Source organism: Rothia nasimurium (genome assembly GCF_928391935.1).
Taxonomy (GTDB): domain Bacteria; phylum Actinomycetota; class Actinomycetes; order Actinomycetales; family Micrococcaceae; genus Rothia; species Rothia nasimurium_D.
On record NZ_CAKMTD010000001.1, the window covers coordinates 509665 to 526959 of the forward strand.

The 17295-nt window shown below is 59.1% G+C and carries 19 protein-coding genes; 10 read left to right on the forward strand and 9 right to left on the reverse strand.

Annotated elements, in window-relative coordinates; genetic code table 11:
* Window positions 1-106 precede the first annotated feature (106 nt).
* A complete protein-coding gene (gene ychF, locus L7A15_RS02320) occupies window positions 107-1192 on the reverse strand; it encodes a redox-regulated ATPase YchF (RefSeq protein WP_237188077.1) in 1086 nt (361 codons plus the stop codon).
* Window positions 1193-1405: 213 nt separating this feature from the next.
* On the opposite strand from ychF, the gene L7A15_RS02325 reads away from it, so the two are divergent.
* The 6 genes from L7A15_RS02325 (at window position 1406) to L7A15_RS02350 (ending at window position 5985) form a co-directional block, all read left to right on the forward strand.
* Window positions 1406-2323, forward strand: a complete 918-nt coding sequence (locus L7A15_RS02325; protein ID WP_237188075.1) for an ABC transporter ATP-binding protein — start codon at window positions 1406-1408, stop codon at window positions 2321-2323.
* A 2-nt stretch (window positions 2324-2325) separates the two neighbouring features.
* Entirely contained in the window at window positions 2326-3090 is a 765-nt protein-coding gene (locus tag L7A15_RS02330) for an ABC transporter permease (RefSeq protein ID WP_237188073.1), read from the forward strand.
* Between the two features lie 44 nt (window positions 3091-3134).
* Window positions 3135-4256 (forward strand): sensor histidine kinase, encoded by a 1122-nt coding sequence (locus tag L7A15_RS02335; protein ID WP_237200297.1) that lies wholly within the window; start codon window positions 3135-3137, stop codon window positions 4254-4256.
* Window positions 4253-4864 (forward strand): response regulator transcription factor, encoded by a 612-nt coding sequence (locus L7A15_RS02340; protein ID WP_237208051.1) that lies wholly within the window; start codon window positions 4253-4255, stop codon window positions 4862-4864. Before L7A15_RS02335 ends, L7A15_RS02340 begins: the two co-directional genes overlap by 4 nt.
* An 88-nt stretch (window positions 4865-4952) precedes the next feature.
* Window positions 4953-5255: a hypothetical protein gene (locus L7A15_RS02345; protein WP_237212268.1), complete on the forward strand. Its 303-nt coding sequence runs from the start codon at window positions 4953-4955 to the stop codon at window positions 5253-5255.
* Complete coding sequence (locus L7A15_RS02350; protein WP_237208052.1) at window positions 5179-5985, forward strand: hypothetical protein; 807 nt, start codon at window positions 5179-5181, stop codon at window positions 5983-5985. Before L7A15_RS02345 ends, L7A15_RS02350 begins: the two co-directional genes overlap by 77 nt.
* Before the next feature lie 81 nt (window positions 5986-6066).
* On the opposite strand, the gene L7A15_RS02355 is transcribed toward L7A15_RS02350, so the two are convergent.
* Entirely contained in the window at window positions 6067-6390 is a 324-nt protein-coding gene (locus tag L7A15_RS02355) for a DMT family transporter (protein WP_237188064.1), read from the reverse strand.
* 159 nt (window positions 6391-6549) lie between these two features.
* On the opposite strand from L7A15_RS02355, the gene L7A15_RS02360 reads away from it, so the two are divergent.
* Complete coding sequence (locus L7A15_RS02360) at window positions 6550-7761, forward strand: DNA recombination protein RmuC (protein WP_237208053.1); 1212 nt, start codon at window positions 6550-6552, stop codon at window positions 7759-7761.
* A 79-nt stretch (window positions 7762-7840) separates the two neighbouring features.
* Here L7A15_RS02360 and L7A15_RS02365 read toward each other — a convergent pair whose 3' ends face one another.
* Window positions 7841-8932, reverse strand: coding sequence for a 4-hydroxy-3-methylbut-2-enyl diphosphate reductase (locus L7A15_RS02365; RefSeq protein ID WP_237200294.1), 1092 nt, complete (start codon window positions 8930-8932; stop codon window positions 7841-7843).
* Window positions 8933-8952: 20 nt separating this feature from the next.
* A complete protein-coding gene (locus L7A15_RS02370; RefSeq protein WP_237208054.1) occupies window positions 8953-10182 on the reverse strand; it encodes a hypothetical protein in 1230 nt (409 codons plus the stop codon).
* Window positions 10183-10413: 231 nt separating this feature from the next.
* Between L7A15_RS02370 and xseA the strand changes: the two genes are divergently transcribed.
* Window positions 10414-11727, forward strand: coding sequence for an exodeoxyribonuclease VII large subunit (xseA, locus tag L7A15_RS02375; RefSeq protein WP_237208055.1), 1314 nt, complete (start codon window positions 10414-10416; stop codon window positions 11725-11727).
* Between the two features lie 28 nt (window positions 11728-11755).
* The gene (locus L7A15_RS02380) at window positions 11756-11995 is read left to right on the forward strand and encodes an exodeoxyribonuclease VII small subunit (protein WP_237188056.1); all 240 of its coding nucleotides are present in this window, start codon (window positions 11756-11758) and stop codon (window positions 11993-11995) included.
* 99 nt (window positions 11996-12094) lie between these two features.
* Here L7A15_RS02380 and L7A15_RS02385 read toward each other — a convergent pair whose 3' ends face one another.
* Genes L7A15_RS02385 through L7A15_RS02395 form a run of 3 tightly spaced genes read right to left on the reverse strand, consistent with a single transcriptional unit; the run spans window position 12095 to window position 14881 of the window.
* The gene (locus L7A15_RS02385) at window positions 12095-13312 is read right to left on the reverse strand and encodes a pyridoxal phosphate-dependent aminotransferase (RefSeq protein ID WP_237188055.1); all 1218 of its coding nucleotides are present in this window, start codon (window positions 13310-13312) and stop codon (window positions 12095-12097) included.
* 10 nt (window positions 13313-13322) lie between these two features.
* Window positions 13323-14414, reverse strand: a complete 1092-nt coding sequence (locus L7A15_RS02390; RefSeq protein WP_237208056.1) for a glycine betaine ABC transporter substrate-binding protein — start codon at window positions 14412-14414, stop codon at window positions 13323-13325.
* A gap of 2 nt (window positions 14415-14416) precedes the next feature.
* Entirely contained in the window at window positions 14417-14881 is a 465-nt protein-coding gene (locus tag L7A15_RS02395; RefSeq protein ID WP_237212269.1) for an NUDIX hydrolase, read from the reverse strand.
* 93 nt (window positions 14882-14974) lie between these two features.
* Here L7A15_RS02395 and L7A15_RS02400 point away from each other — a divergent pair, with 93 nt between their 5' ends.
* Window positions 14975-15958 carry a mechanosensitive ion channel family protein gene (locus tag L7A15_RS02400; RefSeq protein WP_237208058.1) on the forward strand — a complete coding sequence of 328 codons (984 nt, stop codon included), beginning with the start codon at window positions 14975-14977 and terminating at the stop codon, window positions 15956-15958.
* Here the strand turns inward: L7A15_RS02400 and L7A15_RS02405 are convergent.
* Together L7A15_RS02405 and L7A15_RS02410 are read right to left on the reverse strand one after the other, a co-directional pair.
* Window positions 15955-16845: a LysR substrate-binding domain-containing protein gene (locus L7A15_RS02405; protein WP_237208059.1), complete on the reverse strand. Its 891-nt coding sequence runs from the start codon at window positions 16843-16845 to the stop codon at window positions 15955-15957. The genes L7A15_RS02400 and L7A15_RS02405 overlap by 4 nt on opposite strands.
* Window positions 16842-17261 carry a DedA family protein gene (locus tag L7A15_RS02410; RefSeq protein ID WP_237212270.1) on the reverse strand — a complete coding sequence of 140 codons (420 nt, stop codon included), beginning with the start codon at window positions 17259-17261 and terminating at the stop codon, window positions 16842-16844. The genes L7A15_RS02405 and L7A15_RS02410 overlap by 4 nt, the downstream gene beginning before the upstream one ends.
* Window positions 17262-17295: the final 34 nt, after the last annotated feature.

Sequence of the window (17295 nt, forward strand, 5' to 3'; positions counted from 1 at the left end):
TTACCTATTCACTTCTGAGAAAAGATAGGGTTTTCCTTTTCTATCAACAGTGGCCGGTAGCTCCTTCTAGGGAGCTACCGGCCACTCAATGATCAGAGGCTACAGGCTAGACGTTGAAGCGGAACTCTACTACGTCGCCGTCCTGCATGATGTAGTCCTTGCCTTCCATGCGGACCTTGCCGCGGGCCTTGGCCTCGGCCATGGAGCCGGCATCGTCCAGGTCAGAGAAGGAAACAACCTCGGCCTTGATGAAGCCGCGCTCGAAGTCGGTGTGAATGACGCCAGCGGCCTGGGGGGCGGTGTCGCCCTTGGTGATGGTCCAGGCGCGGGTTTCCTTGGGGCCTGCGGTCAGGTAGGTCTGCAGGCCCAGGGTGGAGAAGCCGACGCGGGCCAGCTTGTCGAGGCCGGACTCGTCCTGGCCACTCATCTCTAGCATTTCGCGGGCCTCTTCTTCAGAGAGCTCAACCATGTCGGCCTCAAGCTTGGCATCCAGGAAGACGGCCTCAGCGGGGGCTACCATGGCGCGCAGTTCAGCCTGCTTTTCCTCAGAGGCAAGGACGCCCTCGTCCGAGTTAAAGACGTAGATGAAGGGCTTGGAGGTGAGCAGGTTCAGCTCCTTGAGCAGGGCCATATCGATCTTTGCTTCTTCGTACTTGGAAATCAGGGTGTCGCCCTGTTCCAGTACAGCCTGGGCCTTCTTGTATTCCTCAAGCTGGGCGGGGTCGCCCTTCTTGATTTTGACGGCCTTTTCCAGGCGGGGAATAGCGTTTTCCAGGGTCTGCAGGTCAGCCAGCACCAGCTCGGTGTTGATGGTTTCCATATCGCTGGCGGGGTCTACCTTGCCGTCAACGTGAATGACGTCGGGGTCGTCGAAGGCGCGGACGACCTGGGCGATCGCGTGGGCCTCGCGAATGTTGGCGAGGAACTGGTTACCCAGGCCTTCACCTTCGGAGGCGCCGCGAACGATACCGGCGATATCAACGAAGGAGACGGTCGCGGGCAGGATGCGCTCGGAGCCGTAGATTTCAGCCAGGCGGGCCAGGCGCTCATCGGGCAGGTTGACGACGCCCACGTTGGGTTCGATGGTTGCGAAGGGGTAGTTCGCTGCCAGGATGTTGTTTTTGGTCAGTGCGTTAAAGAGGGTTGACTTGCCGACGTTGGGCAGACCCACAATTCCAATAGTTAAAGCCACGGAAAAAATAAACCTTTGCTTGGGGTGTTCTTAGTGCCCAGTTTACTAGGAATGGTGCCTGCTCTGTCGCTTTAGCAGGACGCGGGTGGGTGAGTTTGCTTCTACTGGCAGGCCCCAGCCGGTTCCGCCGGGGGCAGGGGCATGACAAATGTCAGAGGAAGCTCGTGACTTTTGGACTGAGTTAAGGCCCTGACCTGGCGTGAAACTTAAGGTATGAGTGTAGCAGTTGAAATTCTCGATGTGTGCAAGACTTTCCGCACCCGTACGACCCAGGTGGAAGCCGTCAAAGATATCAGTTTATTGGTAAATACCGGTGAAATCGTTGCCTTGCTGGGTGAAAACGGTGCCGGTAAAAGCACCCTTATCGATATGTTGCTGGGGCTTACTGAACCCACCAGCGGAAGGATTATGCTGTGGGGTTCGTCGCCCAGGCAGGCTGTTGCTAATGGGCGGGTCAGCGCCGTCCTGCAAACAGGTGGGTTGCTCAATGATTTATCGGTCTACGACCAGGTTGCAATGGTTGCGGCAACCTACCCTACCCGTCCCAGCGTAAAGGCTGCTTTAGAGGCCGCTGGTATCAGCCACCTGGCTCGCAGAAAAATCGGCAAGTGCTCAGGCGGTCAACAGCAAAAAGTCAAATTTGCTATGGCACTTTTGGGCGACCCGGATCTCTTGTTCCTAGACGAGCCCACGGCAGGTTTGGACGTCAACGCCCGTGAACATTTCTGGGCAGCAATGAAGCGGCGGGCTGAAGCCGGTACAACAATTATCTTTGCCACCCACTACCTTGAAGAAGCACAGGAGTTTGCCGAACGAATCGTGGTGTTAGCAGATGGGCAGGTCATGATGGACGGCACCCCACAGGACATCCGCGACACGGCAGGTGCCCGATTCGTCCGATTCACAGTGGACAACCCAGCCCTGCACCTGCCCCAGGAACAGGCCGACGCCTGGGGTATCAGTAACCACACGATTAATCAGACACATCATTCCCTCCGCTGCCAGGACGCTGAGGGGCTCGCCCTCTACCTGCTCCAGAACCACACCATCACCGACCTCGAAATAATTGCGCCCAATCTCTCTGAGGCTTTCACTCACCTCACCGCTCATAGTACAAGCAACAAGGTTTAACCATGCAAACTCTTAGCTTTATCTTCTACGATCTCAAGCATTCCCTCCTCAATGTTTCTACCCTCTTTTACCTTGTCATGATGCCAGCAGGGTTTTATCTGCTTTTCGGCGTCTTGCAAGATTACGGTAGCCTTCCTTTCCGGGACGGCAGCGCCTCCGCCTACGTCATGGTAGGCATGGCGGTCTATGGGGCTGTGGCTGGGGCTGTTTCCTCATCAGGTAGCGCCGTCATAGAGGTCGAATCTGGGTGGGGACGGCAACTCGCACTCACCCCTATCCGCCGCTCAACTATTCTTTTCTGCAAAGTCATTAACGCTTTTGTTACCACCTCCCTGCCGGTGTTGGTGGTCAATCTTCTTGCCCTCATCACCGATACGAAGATTCCCGCTGCACAGCAGTTGGCCTGTGCTCTGATCTCCATTGCGGCCTCTTCTATCTTTGTCTTCTACGGAATTGCTGTTGCCCGTCTCGTCAAATCTGCCAGGGCTGTTTCCGTTGCGACAGGTTTCCTCGTGTTCTTTGCCTTTTTCGGTACCACCTTCAGCCCCCTGCCCCTATCGCTGATGGACTACGCCCGTTTCACACCCATGTACGGAGTCACCCAGCTAGCCCGTTATCCGTTTACTGCGGGGGATACCATTACGAGCGACTCAAACCAGTGGATGATCACCGAACCCCTGCACTTTGCGCTAGTGAATGTAGCAGTCTGGGGGATAATTTTTATAGGAGCCTGTGTCCTGCTTCGCAAGCGTTCTCTGGCCCGCTAGTACAACTACGGTAGGCTCAATCTGGCACTGAGGAGATAGATAGTATGGGCACCGAAATTCCCACCCGACAGCGTATTGATTGGCTGTCCGTTGGCTTCGCCGGAATCTGGCTGGTTTTTCTGGTTTTCCCTCTCAGCCAGGTTCTGCTCAGCGACCAGCTAGACAGCGCACCAAAAGTCCTGAGCCTATGTGCCTTGGCACTCTTTGCCGTGGTCTACCTTGCCTCTTACGGCGCCCCCTGGCTGCTACGAGGTAGGGAAACATGGCACACTACCTTCTACTGGTGCTTACTCCTGCTCATCCCCACGGTAGCCTTGACCTACATTGGGGGCCCCTGGTGGTTTTATCTCTCCACCTACTTTGTTGCTATGTGGGCCTTCCAAACACCACCGCGTATCGGGCTCCCTGTGGGGGTTGCTGTCACGGCCCTCTCTTCTGCCGCTATGGTTATTTACTACCCCGGTGTCTACCCGCTGGGAGGGTACGGTTTTATGACCGGTGCCTGCTTCATCCTGGTCATGGCGGCTTTATCAGCCTACGGTGACGCACGTGTCCTGCGCCGAGAGCAGCAACAACGAGCCGAGCAAGCTGAACGTATCGCCAGCGACATCCATGATATTTTGGGGCGCTCTCTAACTGTTATCAACCTCAAAGCGGAGTTGGCCTCAGCCCTGGTCGAAGCTGATCCTTCCCGGGCCCAGCAGGAAATGCGGCACGTTTCTGCTCTCTCCCGCACGGCCTTAGCTGAGGTGCGGGCCACCGTCACCCGTTTGAAAACCCCTACATTCACAGGAGAGTTACTCGCCTCTTCTCAGGCCCTTGCCGCAGCGGGGATTAATGCTCATCTTCCCAGCGCCCAAGTAGCCCAGGTACTCGGCCCCAACTCTGCCCTGTTTAGTTGGGTCCTGCGGGAAGGGGTCACGAACGTCATTCGGCATTCCGGTGCAGAAAACTGCTGGATCAGGGTTGAAGCTGACCGACTCGAAATTATTGACGACGGACCCCACACAAGTGGACAGTCTCTGACGTGGGGAAATGGCTTATCTGGCCTGAACCAAAGAGTCAAAGAATCCGGCGGTGATCTCCTGCTCGACACCCAGGGCAAAACTCGCCTGCTTGTTACTATGAACGGTAACGTCTCCCCCTTAGAGGAGTCTGAAGCATGAACCCCATCAAGATTTTTTTAGCTGATGACCAGCAGCTTGTGCTAGAAGCCCTTGGCGCTTTACTCTCCTTACAACCAGACATTGAGGTTGTAGGTTCTTGCGGGAGCGGGGACCAGGTGCTTGAGCTGGTTCGCCAGACCCAACCAGATGTCGTCCTGCTCGATATTGATATGCCTGGTATGGATGGCATTAGTGTGGCCCAGCAACTCAAGGAGAATCGTCTACCCTGCCGTAGCCTCATCGTCACTACTTTTGGTAGGCCCGGTTACCTCGCGAGGTCCCTTGAAGCCGGTGTCAGCGGTTTCGTTGTGAAAGATACACCGGCAAACCAGCTTGCTGAGGCTATTCGTAAGGTCCATGCAGGGCTGCGGGTAGTTGATCCGCAGCTAGTAGCTGAGAGCTTCGCGATGGGCCCCTGCCCCCTTACCGATCGTGAGAAACAGGTCTTACACTCAGCGAGAGATGGGGCCTCCATCATGACCATTGCGGCCCACCTTCACCTTTCGCAAGGAACGGTACGGAACCATCTATCCAGCGCCATTACTAAGCTAGAGGCAGAGAACCGCTACGACGCCGCCCACCGGGCCGAAGAAAACGGCTGGCTGTAAACGGTCATAGGCAGGAGAAACCCTACCTTTCCGCCCCCACCCCAAACCACTTCAGTTACCTACACCACAGTCGTGTAAGCTGGTCAGCATGACATCAGAGCAGTTTTCGCCCCAAGACATCACCATCCGCCCCATCAACCTCGACTCCGATGACGACATGGAGCAACTCAACGCCCTCGATTCTGCCTGCGAGGAAAAGCTCTACGGCTTCCCGTTAACTACATCAGTCGAAGAACGGCGGGCTATTCTTGCCCCCTCCAGCTACTACGAAAACCACCGCTGGGTTGCCGAGGTTCAGGGGCAAATTCTCGGTATTGTGCTGGTATCACTCCCCCCTGAAAGAGAACCTCGACGGCCTCACTTTTGCACTCGCTGTCCACCCCGACTTTGAGGGGCGGGGCCTGGAAGAGGCGCTTACCCGCCATGCCCTGGCCGAGGCTATCAGACCCAGTGGACGCGTCCACATCACCTACTACGGCTTTCTCATGCAGGATGACGACAAGGACGACCCCGCCCTGCCTATCAATAGGGTTGCGGCTCTTCTGGGCCTAGAACCTAAGAATTCTGCTATCACGAGAATCGCTCCCCTGCCAATTCCTACTGACCTCGTACAGGCGGCTGAGCGCAAGACAATAGCCGACCCCGCCTACACCTTTGAGGTCTGGGACAACCACATTCCTGAACAGTATTTAGACTCGGCAGCCGCCGCCTACCACCAGCTGGAAGCAGACGAACCCACAGGTGAGGCCCAGCAGGTCGCCGCGGACTTCACCCCGGAGCGCCTACGCGAGATGGAGGCCCAAGCTCACGCAGCCGGTGACAGTCTCATGTATGCCGCCGCCCTGCACCAGGGTACGGTTGCGGCCCTCACAGCACTGAGCTACCCCACCCACCCGGGCAATGTCTCAGCCTGGCAGGAATCTACAGTGGTCATGCCAGAGCACCGCGGCCTTGGTCTCTCCCGCACCCTCAAGGTGCTCAGCCATACCCGCCTGCCGGCGTCCGCGCCCCACATTCGGCAGATTATTACCATGAACTCGGCCGTCAACCCGGCCATGATCAAGGTTAATGAGGAGCTGGGCTACCGGCCCGTCTGGGAAGAAATCTGCTACCAGAACTAGAAAGGACGCCGGTGGGCGGCTAGGTGTTGCAGGGCACCTGGCCGCCCACCGGCGTCCTCCACGGGTGTGAGGGTCTGGGGGCTAGTGGCTAGCCCCGCCTAGGTTGAGCACCAGCACACCGGCAACAATCAGGGAAATACCCACCACCTTGACTAGGGTGATGGGCTCCCCCAGAAAGACCGCCCCAATCGCGACAATGGCAGCGGTACCCAGCCCCGACCAAAGAGCATAGGCCACACCCACCGGAATGTCCCGCACCGCCAGAGCCAGCATGAAAAAGGCAAAACCATAACCTGCCAGGCAACCGAGGGTAAACCAGAGCCGGGTAAACCCTTCGGTGTACTTCAAAAGGCTCGTGGCAAGTAGCTCAGCCCCGATGGCGAGCGCAAGAAAAAGGTAGGGCATGCAACCAGTGTAGGACACCCCCTTTGTTCCTAGATGAACAGGTGAGAAACGCAGAATGTGAGATCTGCACCAATCAGGTTGAGCTCGGTTCTGGTGGAGTGGGGCCTCCCCGGTCGGTTAAACAGGACGGCCAGCTATCGGCTGGGTAGAGTAAGGGGTATGGCTACTTCAACAGCACTTCTTGCGGTCCTTCTTGCCCTGGTCTTGGGGGCGGTTGCTGGCTACCTTTGGGGACGGGCGAGCAGCGGGTCCGTCGACTCCCTTAAGGAAAAGAATGCCAGGCTCACCGCTGATCTTGCCGCTGCCCAGCGGGCTGAAGCCCTGCTGACCGATCGCGTCCAGGAGCTGACGGTGAAAGCTGAAGAGGACGAGGACGTCCTCCTAGCTCTTGCCCCGTTGAAGACGCAGTTAGCCACAATGGAAAAGTCTGTACGCACGATGGAGACTCAGCGGGCCCAGCAGTATGGGGGTCTTGCTGAGGCTCTTGCCGAAACCAACCGCACGGGTGCCCAGCTGAGGGAAGCAACAGGTGCTTTGGCTGGGGCCCTTCGTTCTTCGTCGGCTCGTGGTACCTGGGGTGAAGCCCAGCTCCGCAGGATTGTGGAGGCCGCTGGTATGGCCCGGCATATTGACTACCTTGAACAGGCCACAGCCACTAGCACTGACGCCAAGGGGCAGGACCGTCTTATCCGTCCTGATATGGTGATCAACCTTCCCGGTGAGAAAACTATTATCTGCGACGCCAAGGCACCCCTTGCTGCCTATCTCCGGGCCCAGGAAGCTGAGGATTCTGACGACCAGAAAACCTATCTCGCCCAGCATGCCCGGGCCCTCAGAGCCCACGTCGATGCTCTTGCTTCCAAAAACTATTGGGCGGGTTTCCACAGTTCGCCTGAGCTTGTCCTCTGCTTTGTCCCTTCTGAATCTGCCCTGTCTGCTGCCCTGACTGCAGACCCGGCCCTCTTGGATTACGCTGCAACCAAAAACGTTGCTCTCGTGTCCCCGGTCTCCCTGCTTGCAGCTCTCAAAGCTATTTCTTTTTCCTGGCGGCAGGACGCTCTAACCGACAACGCCCGTGAGCTTTTCACTTTAGCCACCCAGCTTTATGACCGTCTGGGTACCGCTGGCACCCATCTGCAGGGTATGGGGCGGGCCCTGAGCCGCTCGGTTGACTCCTACAATGCGCTCGTCGGTTCCCTTGAAACCCGGGTCTTCGTCACGGCCCGCAAGATGACGGCCCTGTCAGGCCACACGACCCCGCCTGAGGCTTTCTCCCCTCCCGCCGTGGATTCCACCGTCAAGCCCCTCACCGCCCCGGAGTTCACCCAGGGTGACCTGCTCACCGAAGAAGACCTTGACTGGACCCGGTAAACCATAAAACTCACCCCGGCACATCACAGTCGTGAGGTGTCGGGGTGTGGAGTTTAACCCAGGCTATAGGAGCCCCAGGTTACCGGGTGGGCTTTGCCCCGCGTCCGCCAAGACGCATAGCAGGCTCACCAGAATCGTTCTTTAGGGCTGCTCGAAGCTCCTTGGGCAGGGAGAAGAGGATGTCTTCCTTTGCGGTTTCGTACTTCTCGACGTCCACGTAGCCGTAGTCAGCGAGAAGGCGCAGGACGTCCTGGACCAGGACCTCAGGCACGGAAGCACCGGAGGTTAGGCCCACGGTCGTGACACCCTCGAACCAGGTTTCGTCGACCTCGTTGGCGTAGTCCACCAGGTAGGCCTGCTTGGCACCGTACTCTAGGGCAACTTCCTTCAGGCGGACGGAGTTGGAAGAGTTCGTAGAGCCCACCACAATGACCAAGTCGGCCTTCGGTGCGATTTCCTTGATGGCCCCCTGGCGGTTGGAGGTTGCGTAGCAGATGTCGTCTGAGGGCGGGTCCTGAAGGGTGGGGAAACGCTCGCGGAGACGGGCTACAGTCTCAAGGGTCTCGTCCACTGAAAGGGTGGTCTGGGAGATCCACACGACCTTCTCGGGGTCACGAACGGTTACCTTATCTACCTCATCAGGTGAGTTCACAATTTGGATGTGGTCAGGTGCTTCACCGGCAGTTCCCTCAACCTCTTCGTGGCCTTCGTGGCCGATCAAGAGAATGTCGTAATCCTGTTTGGCAAAGCGTACGGCTTCGCGGTGCACCTTAGATACTAGGGGGCAGGTTGCGTCGATGGTGTTCAGCTGGCGGTCTTCAGCGGAGGAAACCACAGCAGGTGAGACACCGTGGGCTGAGAAAACCGTTACTGAGCCTTCGGGTACTTCTTCAACTTCGTCCACGAAGATTGCGCCTTGGGCTTCGAGGGTTTCGACGACGTGGCGGTTGTGTACGATCTGCTTTCGGACGTAGACGGGGGCGCCATAATGTTCTAGGGCCTTTTCAACGGCGATGACGGCACGGTCAACGCCAGCGCAGTAGCCTCGGGGGGCAGCAAGGAGTACTTTCTTCTGCCCGGTTGGGGCAGCTGCCTCTACCTCTTCACGGGAGCGGCGTACCCGCGGCACGGTAGGGAGGCCAAGTTCGATGGTCTTTTCAGCTGTAGACATAGTCTCCATCTTACGGGTTTCTAGCGGGTCCGTGCAGTGGCGAGTCTCGCAGAAATCTTCAGGACGGCTGCCAGGACAGCCAGCAGGGCAGCTAGGGCAGCTGCTACGAGGAGTCCCAGGGCAATGCTGTTCTGGAAGCTGGCGTATGAGGCACTGATTGTTTCAGATAGTTTTTGGAGGAAGATGAGGGCTGCTCCCCCAACGGGCAGGTCGAGGCCTGAGGTGAGGGAGAAGCCGGTGGCTATTAGGCCTGTCAGCCAGCTGACTCCAGCGCCGATGAGGAAGACCACCGCGAGGTAGCCGAAGCGGCTACCAGGCCACAGGAGCACCCCGGCGAGGGCTGCTGCCCCGCTGATGACCAGGAGTAGCTGCCAAAGGTCTGAGACCATGATGAGGGAGTTGGCCAGGGAATTGAGGGGCCAAAAATTTTGCCCGGTGTCGAGGGTGAGGGTGCGGCCGGGCAGGCCGGTGGTGTCTATTGCTAGTCCGGTTGACGAGGCGACGCTGCTGCTGGCGGCATCGTAGATGGCGCTGAGATCAAGAACCGCTGGCCTGGTTTCACCGCTGAAATTGTAGGCGTGGGTATCTGTGATGACCTGGTTCCACAGCTCGGGGTAGGTGTCTGAGCTGATGGTTGCGCCGGTTGCTGTGTCTACGAAATTCTTGGTTTGGTCGTAGAGCCAGTTTTGGACTCCCCCGTACCAGGTGGTTGAGTTGCCGTCACCGAGGTAGGTGGAGATTGCAGGGGATGCCATGATGTCCTCGGTGAGGGAGGAAGCCAGGGCTTCTTGGAATTCTGGGTCTGTGGCCAGGTCAGCGGTGAGGGCTGTGAAGCCAGCTGTGTCTGTGATGGTGTGGGCTGACCAGTAGGCTGCGGCCCCGGTGAGGCCGGTGGCTAGGGCTAGTAGTGCGCAGAGGACGCCGAAGAAGCGACGGGCCAGGCCAAAGGCAGGTCGCTTGTGCCCTCTGGCCGGGGCTGGCCTGGGGTCTGGAAGGGGGTGCTGGGTGGTGTTGGGGTAGGTGGGTGCCGGGTAGCCCTGGAGATGGGTGGACTGGGCAGGGCTGGCTGAGGTAGCTGCCGGGGCGGGAGCCTCGGTGGTCTCTGCCTGATAACCCAGGTGGGCCCGGGTGCCCTGGTCTGGGCCAGGGTAGTGCTGTGGCTGGTTGGCGGCAGCCTGATTCCGCCGCTGGACCTCAGGATTGGTCCAGTTGCCGTCGAAGTCCTTGTAATCGGTAGTACGAGTGCCCATGATGCCCTATCTTATTCACTGTGGCTGTGGATTAGCTGTCTGAAACTGGTTAGATTGCAGGATTCCCCCTGGGCTGGTCCTTGGGTGAGGGTGGGCTTCCTTGCCGGGGGTGGGCTTGTACCCCTTCGTCCCAGGCAGGTAAGGACGCCCGACTCGCCCCTCTTCTTTTCTGTGGGGCTGAGAACTGGTTCGGGTTCTTAAAATGTCAGGCAAGGGTGGTATTAGTGGGGTATGAACAGTTTTGGTGAGCAGCCCCTATCCCTGGCCCAGGCCCAAGAGCAGGCGGCCCAAGCCGCTTCTGCCCCGGCCCAGCCCTTAGCTGAGCGGGCCGGGCAGACAAGCGCCGAAAACCCTTGGCCCCTGCACGTCCTGTCTAACAAAATGCATGAATATATAGCCCGGTGCGTGCCGACCTGGGTTGAAGGGCAAATTATTGAACTCAACCATCGGGGGCGGGTCTCCTACCTGACCCTCCGGGATCTTGAGCAGGAAGTATCTGTTTCAGTTACCGTCTGGGGATCTGAAATGGCGAAGGTGCAGGGTTCCTTAGAGCGCGGCTCACGCGTCGTCCTGCAGCTTAAGCCTGATTTCTGGGTCAAGACCGGCCGTCTGTCTATGCAGGGCTCCAACATCAAGCCGGTGGGCGTGGGTTCTATGCTGGAGCTGATCGAGCAGCTTCGAGCTAAACTCCAGGCTGAGGGTCTTTTCGACAGCGCCCGCAAAAAGCCCCTCCCCCTGCTCCCCCGCCGAGTTGGGCTCATTACCGGCCGGGATTCTGACGCCATGAAGGACGTTATCCGTAACGCCTCCCTCCGCTGGCCAGCAGTGGATTTTGAAATCCGTGAAGTTGCAGTCCAGGGGGCCAACGCAGTAGCCCAGGTATCTGCCGCCCTCGCCGAGCTCGATGCTCGGGACGATATCGACGTTATCGTGATAGCCCGGGGCGGCGGGGCCTTTGAAGACCTCCTCCCCTTCTCAGAAGAAGCCATGGTTCGCGCTGTTGCCGCAGCGAACACCCCGGTTGTCTCTGCAATCGGTCATGAGGCGGACTCCCCCCTCATGGACCACGTCGCTGACCTACGAGCGTCCACCCCCACAGATGCCGGCAAACGAATTGTGCCTGACGTCCGCGAAGAACAGGAACTCTTCCGCGGCGCCCGCTACCAGCTCACCCGGTCCATCGAGCAGATGATTGCCCGAGAGAAACAGGGTCTGGGGCACCTGCGCACCCGTCCGGCCCTTGCAAACCCAGCCTCAACCCTGCTCGCCCGGGCCGAAGACCTTGACCGCCTACGCGCCCGCGGTCTCAAGGCAGCTACCCACCGACTTGCCCGCGACCGCGATCTCATCAGCCAGCTCAGGGCCCGCGTCACCGCGCTCTCCCCCCAGCAAACACTCAATCGTGGCTACTCCGTCCTCCAGACCGCCGACGGCAGCATCGTCCACGACGCAACCGGCCTTGAGCCAGGAGCAGACATTACCGTCCGGGCTGCGGTCGGCGCAGTCGATGCAACCGTTACCTCCGTCCGCCCCGAAAACCATTAAGCCCCCTACCAGAAGGAAGACATACCCCATGAGCAACCCCATCGAATTCAAGACCGAACTCAATGCCCTACCTGTCGACCAGCTCACCTATGAGCAGGCCAGGGAAGAACTGCTGCAGGTCGTCAACCGTATGGAATCAGGCGCCGGCACGCTGGAAGAATCCATTGCCCTCTGGGAACGCGGCGAGGCCCTGGCCGCCCGCTGTGAAGCCTGGCTAGACGGAGCCACAGCCAAGCTGGAAGCCGCCCGGCAGGCAGGCACAGCCTAGAGGCTCTTAGCCTTACCAGCCCCAGGTTCAGATACACACCGGCCCCTGAGCCACAGCGAGTGTGGATCAGGGGCCGGTAGGGCATTCAGGGCTAACAGGCTAGTTCTGTTTGTAGTCGCTCAAGAAGTTACCCAGACGTTCAAGGGCATCTGCTAGGACGTGGGTATCAGGCAGGAACACCAGGCGGAAGTGGTCAGGGGCACCCCAGTTGAAGGCGGAGCCGTGGCTGAGCAGAATCTTCTGTTCCCGGAGTAGGTCAAGCATAAACTTTTCGTCACTGGTGATATTGAACTTATCAACATCGACCTTGGGGAAGAGGTAGAGGGCACCTTCGGCCTGCTGAACGGTGATACCGTCCATCTCATTGAGCATCTTGAAGGACAGGTCACGCTGTTCCTTGAGACGCCCACCGGGAAGAATCAAGTCATTGATCGACTGATAGCCGCCGAGAGCCGTTTGAATGGCGTGCTGGGCCGGAACATTGGCGCACAGACGCATATTAGCGAGCAGGTTGATGCCCTCAATGAAGGGGGCAGCAGCCAGCTTGGGGCCAGAGATAGCAACCCAGCCCGCCCGGTAGCCGCACACCCGGTAAGCCTTAGACAGGCCAGAGAAGGTCAGGCACAGCACGTCGTCACCGGCCAGGGAGGCAACATGGGTCATGACGTTGCCGTCATAGAGAATCTTTTCGTAGATTTCATCGGCGAAGATAATCAGCTCGTGTTCGCGGGCCAGGTCCACAATCTGCTGCAGAACCTGAGGGGAGTAAACAGCGCCCGTGGGGTTATTGGGGTTGATCACGACGATACCCCGGGTGTTGGGGGTGATCTTGGACTTGATGTCTTCGATATCCGGGTTCCAGCCGTCTGCTTCGTCGCAGGTGTAGTGAACCGGCTTCCCTCCGGCCAGCTGGGTGGCAGCCGTCCACAGGGGGTAATCGGGGCTGGGCACCAGGATTTCGTCGCCGTTATCGAGCAGGGCCTGGAGGGTCATGGGAATCAGTTCTGAGACGCCATTGCCCAGGTAGACATCATCAGTGGTGATGTTCATGATGCCCTCGTTCTGGTAGTACTGAACGATGGCAGTTCGGGCAGAGTAGAGGCCCCTGGAGTCAGAGTAGCCCTGGGTTTCGGGCAGGTGCTCGATGATATCCATCATGATAGTTTCTGGCGCCTCGAAACCGAAGGGGGCGGGGTTGCCGATATTCAGCTTGAGGATACGGTGGCCTCGGGCCTCCATACGCTGGGCTTCTTCGAGAATGGGGCCGCGAATATCGTAGAGAACGTTTTGGAGTTTCTTTGATTGCTTGAATGCCATGAGATTCAGATTACCCTTTCAAAGTGGTCAACCAGAAATGCGCTGCCTCTGTTTCAGTGAGTGGATGGTCTCCGCTGGTGAGCGAGTTCAACCTGGTGAGGTGATCGGCGGTGAGGGAGGCAGACACACTATTGATGATGTCGATCGCTTCCTGGGGTAGCTCTCCATTTCTGACGACGGGCACAATATTTTGGGCAAGCTGGGTGCGTTCGGGGTCATCGAGGAGGACCAGGTTATGGGTTTTCAAGGCTGGGTCTGCGGTGAACACGTAGGCCAGGTCGGTACGCCCGGTGATCAGGTCTTGAATCTGCTCTGCCCGGTCATCTCGGGTGCTGGTTTCACGGGGTGTGCAGGAGTAGTCGCTGTCTAGGGAAGCTGCTCCACTGGGATTGTCCGGGTAGGTTCCTGGAGCGGTGAGTGCCAGGTCCTTGCAGTGTTCTCTGAGGTCTTCCATCCCACTGATCTGGTGGTGGGCTGCGGTTGCCTGGGTCATGACGTAACCGTAACGACTGGTAGCTGATGAGGGCTCCAGCAGGCTGGCTCCAGCAGGCAGGGTGCGGCCCAAGGCGTTGTAGATGTCTGAGGTGCTGAGTCCACGGACCTTCAGGGTGTCGTTATTTGGGCCCTTGGATCCGTTATCGGTGAGGTAGAGCAACAGGTCGCCGGTGAGGTCAGGGGTGATGTGGGTGAGACCGGCCGTTGGCACGGGCTGCCCGGTGGCCTGGGGGCTGGCCGTGGCTTGGGGGACGGCTGGGTCTAGCCCCATGCTGGCAAAGAGGGCCTCGCGCGTCGGGTCGGTATCGACGACCTCTACCCGGTAACCGGCCTGTTGTAGGGCCGCCTGGTAGATGTATGCGGCATGGCGGGTCTCAGGGGTAAGCCCGGTCCCGACGGTCAGGGTCTGCTGGGTGGGGCCTTCTGAGGCCAAGGACGCCCCGGCCCGCCCGGTTGCTGGGCCGGTGGGGCTGCTGGGGGCAGCCCCGTCCTGGGTGGCTGCCCCGCACCCGGTTGCAACCAGCAGGGTCAGGGTGGCCAGGGCAGGAAGCCGGGCAGCACGAGACCACCGAGTGCCGCTTAAGTTTGGGCGGGATCGTCCTGTCACCCTCATGCCCCCTCCTGCCGGTAGAAGCTGGCCATATCTACAACATCAACAAAACCCATCATGCGGGCAGCCTCATCGAGAGCAGAATAATAGTGATACTGATCGAGCTGGGACAGGGGAATCCAGGCAGCCATATCGCTCGACCCACCCACCTCGTAAGTCAGTTCCCCACCGGTGACGTGCCCCCGAAAGACAGTGCGGAAGGCACAGAAAGGACGGTCTGCCCCGTCCTGGTCAAAGTAGGCGGCGTGAACACCCAGCAGCCCATCAATCTCGATGGTGTATCCGGTTTCCTCAAAGACTTCCCTCACCGCAGTTTCGGAGGGCTGCTCACCAGGATCTATACCGCCACCTGGCAGGGTCCACCCGGGTTCATAGCCTGGAATATGGGGCACCCAGCGGGACAGCAATATCTTGCCATCATCAATCACCACCGCATAGGCAGCCGGGCGAGTATCCATCACCATGGGCATGGGGCAACCTTCCATCACGCATCATTTTCACCTTTTAGTTTAAGGCTTTACCGGCGGCGCCCAGCCAAACCCGCTAACCTCATGAGTATGAGTTTTCTGAACGCCACCACCACGACTCCCCTTGAAGAAAGCGCAGAGGTTGCCGAAACCGTCCTGCCCCGCCTTGCCAGCCTCGATTTCTGGCTAGGGGCCCCCAGCAGGATCGCCATCATTATTGTGCTTGGCCTTATCCTTCAGGTGCTGGTGCGCCTGGTGATCCGGAAGGTAACCGACTCCATCGCCCGCGGTACCAAGAGCCGGGTTGTCGCTGCCGACGACAAACCAGGGGCTATCAGCCGCTGGCGGTCCGATGCCTCCTCCGCTTCAGCCCGGCAGACCCAGCGGGCCCAGACCGTCGGGTCGGTCTTGCGGTCGGTCTCCTCGATCGTGATCTGGACGATCATGATCGTCATGATTATCGCCGAAATGGGCTTCAACATTGCCCCGGTTATCGCCTCAGCCGGTGTCGCTGGCGTAGCCCTCTCCTTTGGTGCCCAGTCCCTGGTCAAAGACTTCCTCTCCGGGATTTGCATCGTGGCTGAAGACCAGCTCGGCATCGGCGACTGGGTCAATCTCGGTGAGGCCGAGGGTGAAGTTGAGGCTGTTGGCCTGCGAACCACCCAGGTGCGCGACAGTGCAGGAACCCTCTGGCATGTACGGAACGGGGAGATTCTCCGGGTTGGCAACTCCTCCCAGGGCTGGGCTCGTACCATCATCGACCTGCCCATCCCCTACAACGCCAATATCGACGAGATGGGGCAGTTCCTCCTGGAGTCCATGCAGCAGGCTGTTGCCCTCCCCGGTATTGCAGAAAACATTTCCGGTGAGCCCCAGTACCTGGGAGTTCAGTCGGTGACAGGCGAACAGGTTATCTTGCGTCTGACGGTCAAGACCGCCCCGTCCGAGCAGTTCAAGGTGGGCCGAAAACTGAGGGAGCAGTTGAAGAAGGCCATGGACGAGCGCGGCCTACGCATTCCCCTGGCTAACCAATCCGTCGTCTACGGGAAAAAATCAGCAGATTCCCAGGGCTAACGTTTCTTTCCCTTCTGGGCCTGGTACTGGCGAAGGTTCCCGTTCTTTTGGGCGTTGCGGCGTTTCCGGTCTTCGGCTTCACGCTTTTTGTTAGCTGCTGCCCGCTTGCGCTTGGCTTCTTCCTTGGCGCGGCGTTGTTTTTCTATCGCAACTTCTCGGGAGTCCGAACCGCGGTGTGAGGCTGCGGTCCGTCCGCGAGTGATGCCGACAAAGTCTTGAATGATTTGTTCGCGTTCGTCGCTGCGGCCGGGGTTTCGTGGCCAGACGAGGAGCACCGGGTAGTCTTCTACCCCTTCGAGGGGCCGGTAGGTGAGGTCCTTCCGGTGGTAGAAACGGGCGACCGACATCGGCACAATCAGCAGGCCGAGGCCCGCTGCTACAAGTTCGATGGCGTCGCCTCGGTGGCGCATCTCGGGCAGGGGACGCGGGTGCTCTGTGCGGTAGGACGCCGACACCTCAGCCCAGGCTGGTACCTCAGCTGGATCTTGGAGCAGGAATTCTTCTGCTAGTTCGCCCACCGGCACCGTGTCGAGGACGGTCAGCAGGTGGTCTTTGGGGAGTACTACAACGGGGGTTTCCCGGTAGAGCTCAATGGCGTGGTACCGCTTCCGGTCGAGGGAGCGTGCTTCGTCCTCCCCGCGGAGGAGAACCATGTCAGCGAAGGCGTCCAGGGCAGCAAGCCCCTGAGATTCGGCTAGGGCCACTTCGGTGAGGGGGGCGAGCGCTGAGTAGCGTTCACGCCAGCGGGTGAACCATTTGCCGGGCATGACCCCGGGGACGTATCCGACGCACAATCCGGGGACCTGACCGACTGCGTGGTAGCGGTCGGTGTTGTCGTCGATGAGCAGGTGGGGGTGGGCGAGTATTGCCTCGCTGAGGGAGGTCATGGGCGGGTTACTTTCGTGTTTCGAGGCATGGAGCGGCGGGAGTCTCGCCATTTGATGATGGCAATGACGGTGATGAGAAGCAGGATGAGCGGGGCTGCGACGGCAGGGTTTTCGAGCCAGAGCCAGATGACGGACATGCCGATGGTGGCGTAGATGGTGCCCCACATGAGGGTGCCGATGAGCATGGCTGGTATCCAGCGGATGAGGGGCATCCGGGTAAATCCGGTCGTGATGATGACTGCGGTTTGGAAGCCAACGGTGAGGAAGCAGAGGGGGACGGCGAGGACGCCCCATCGGTTGATGAAGAGCTGGGCCCGCTGGTAGAGGGGGTGGTCGAGGAGTTTTCTGATTGCCTCTAGCCTGGTGCCGCCTGCTGCAGCTAGGTATCCGAGGGCGTAAATGATGCTGGTACGCACGATGCCCACTATCCACATGAAGCTGATAGCGGCA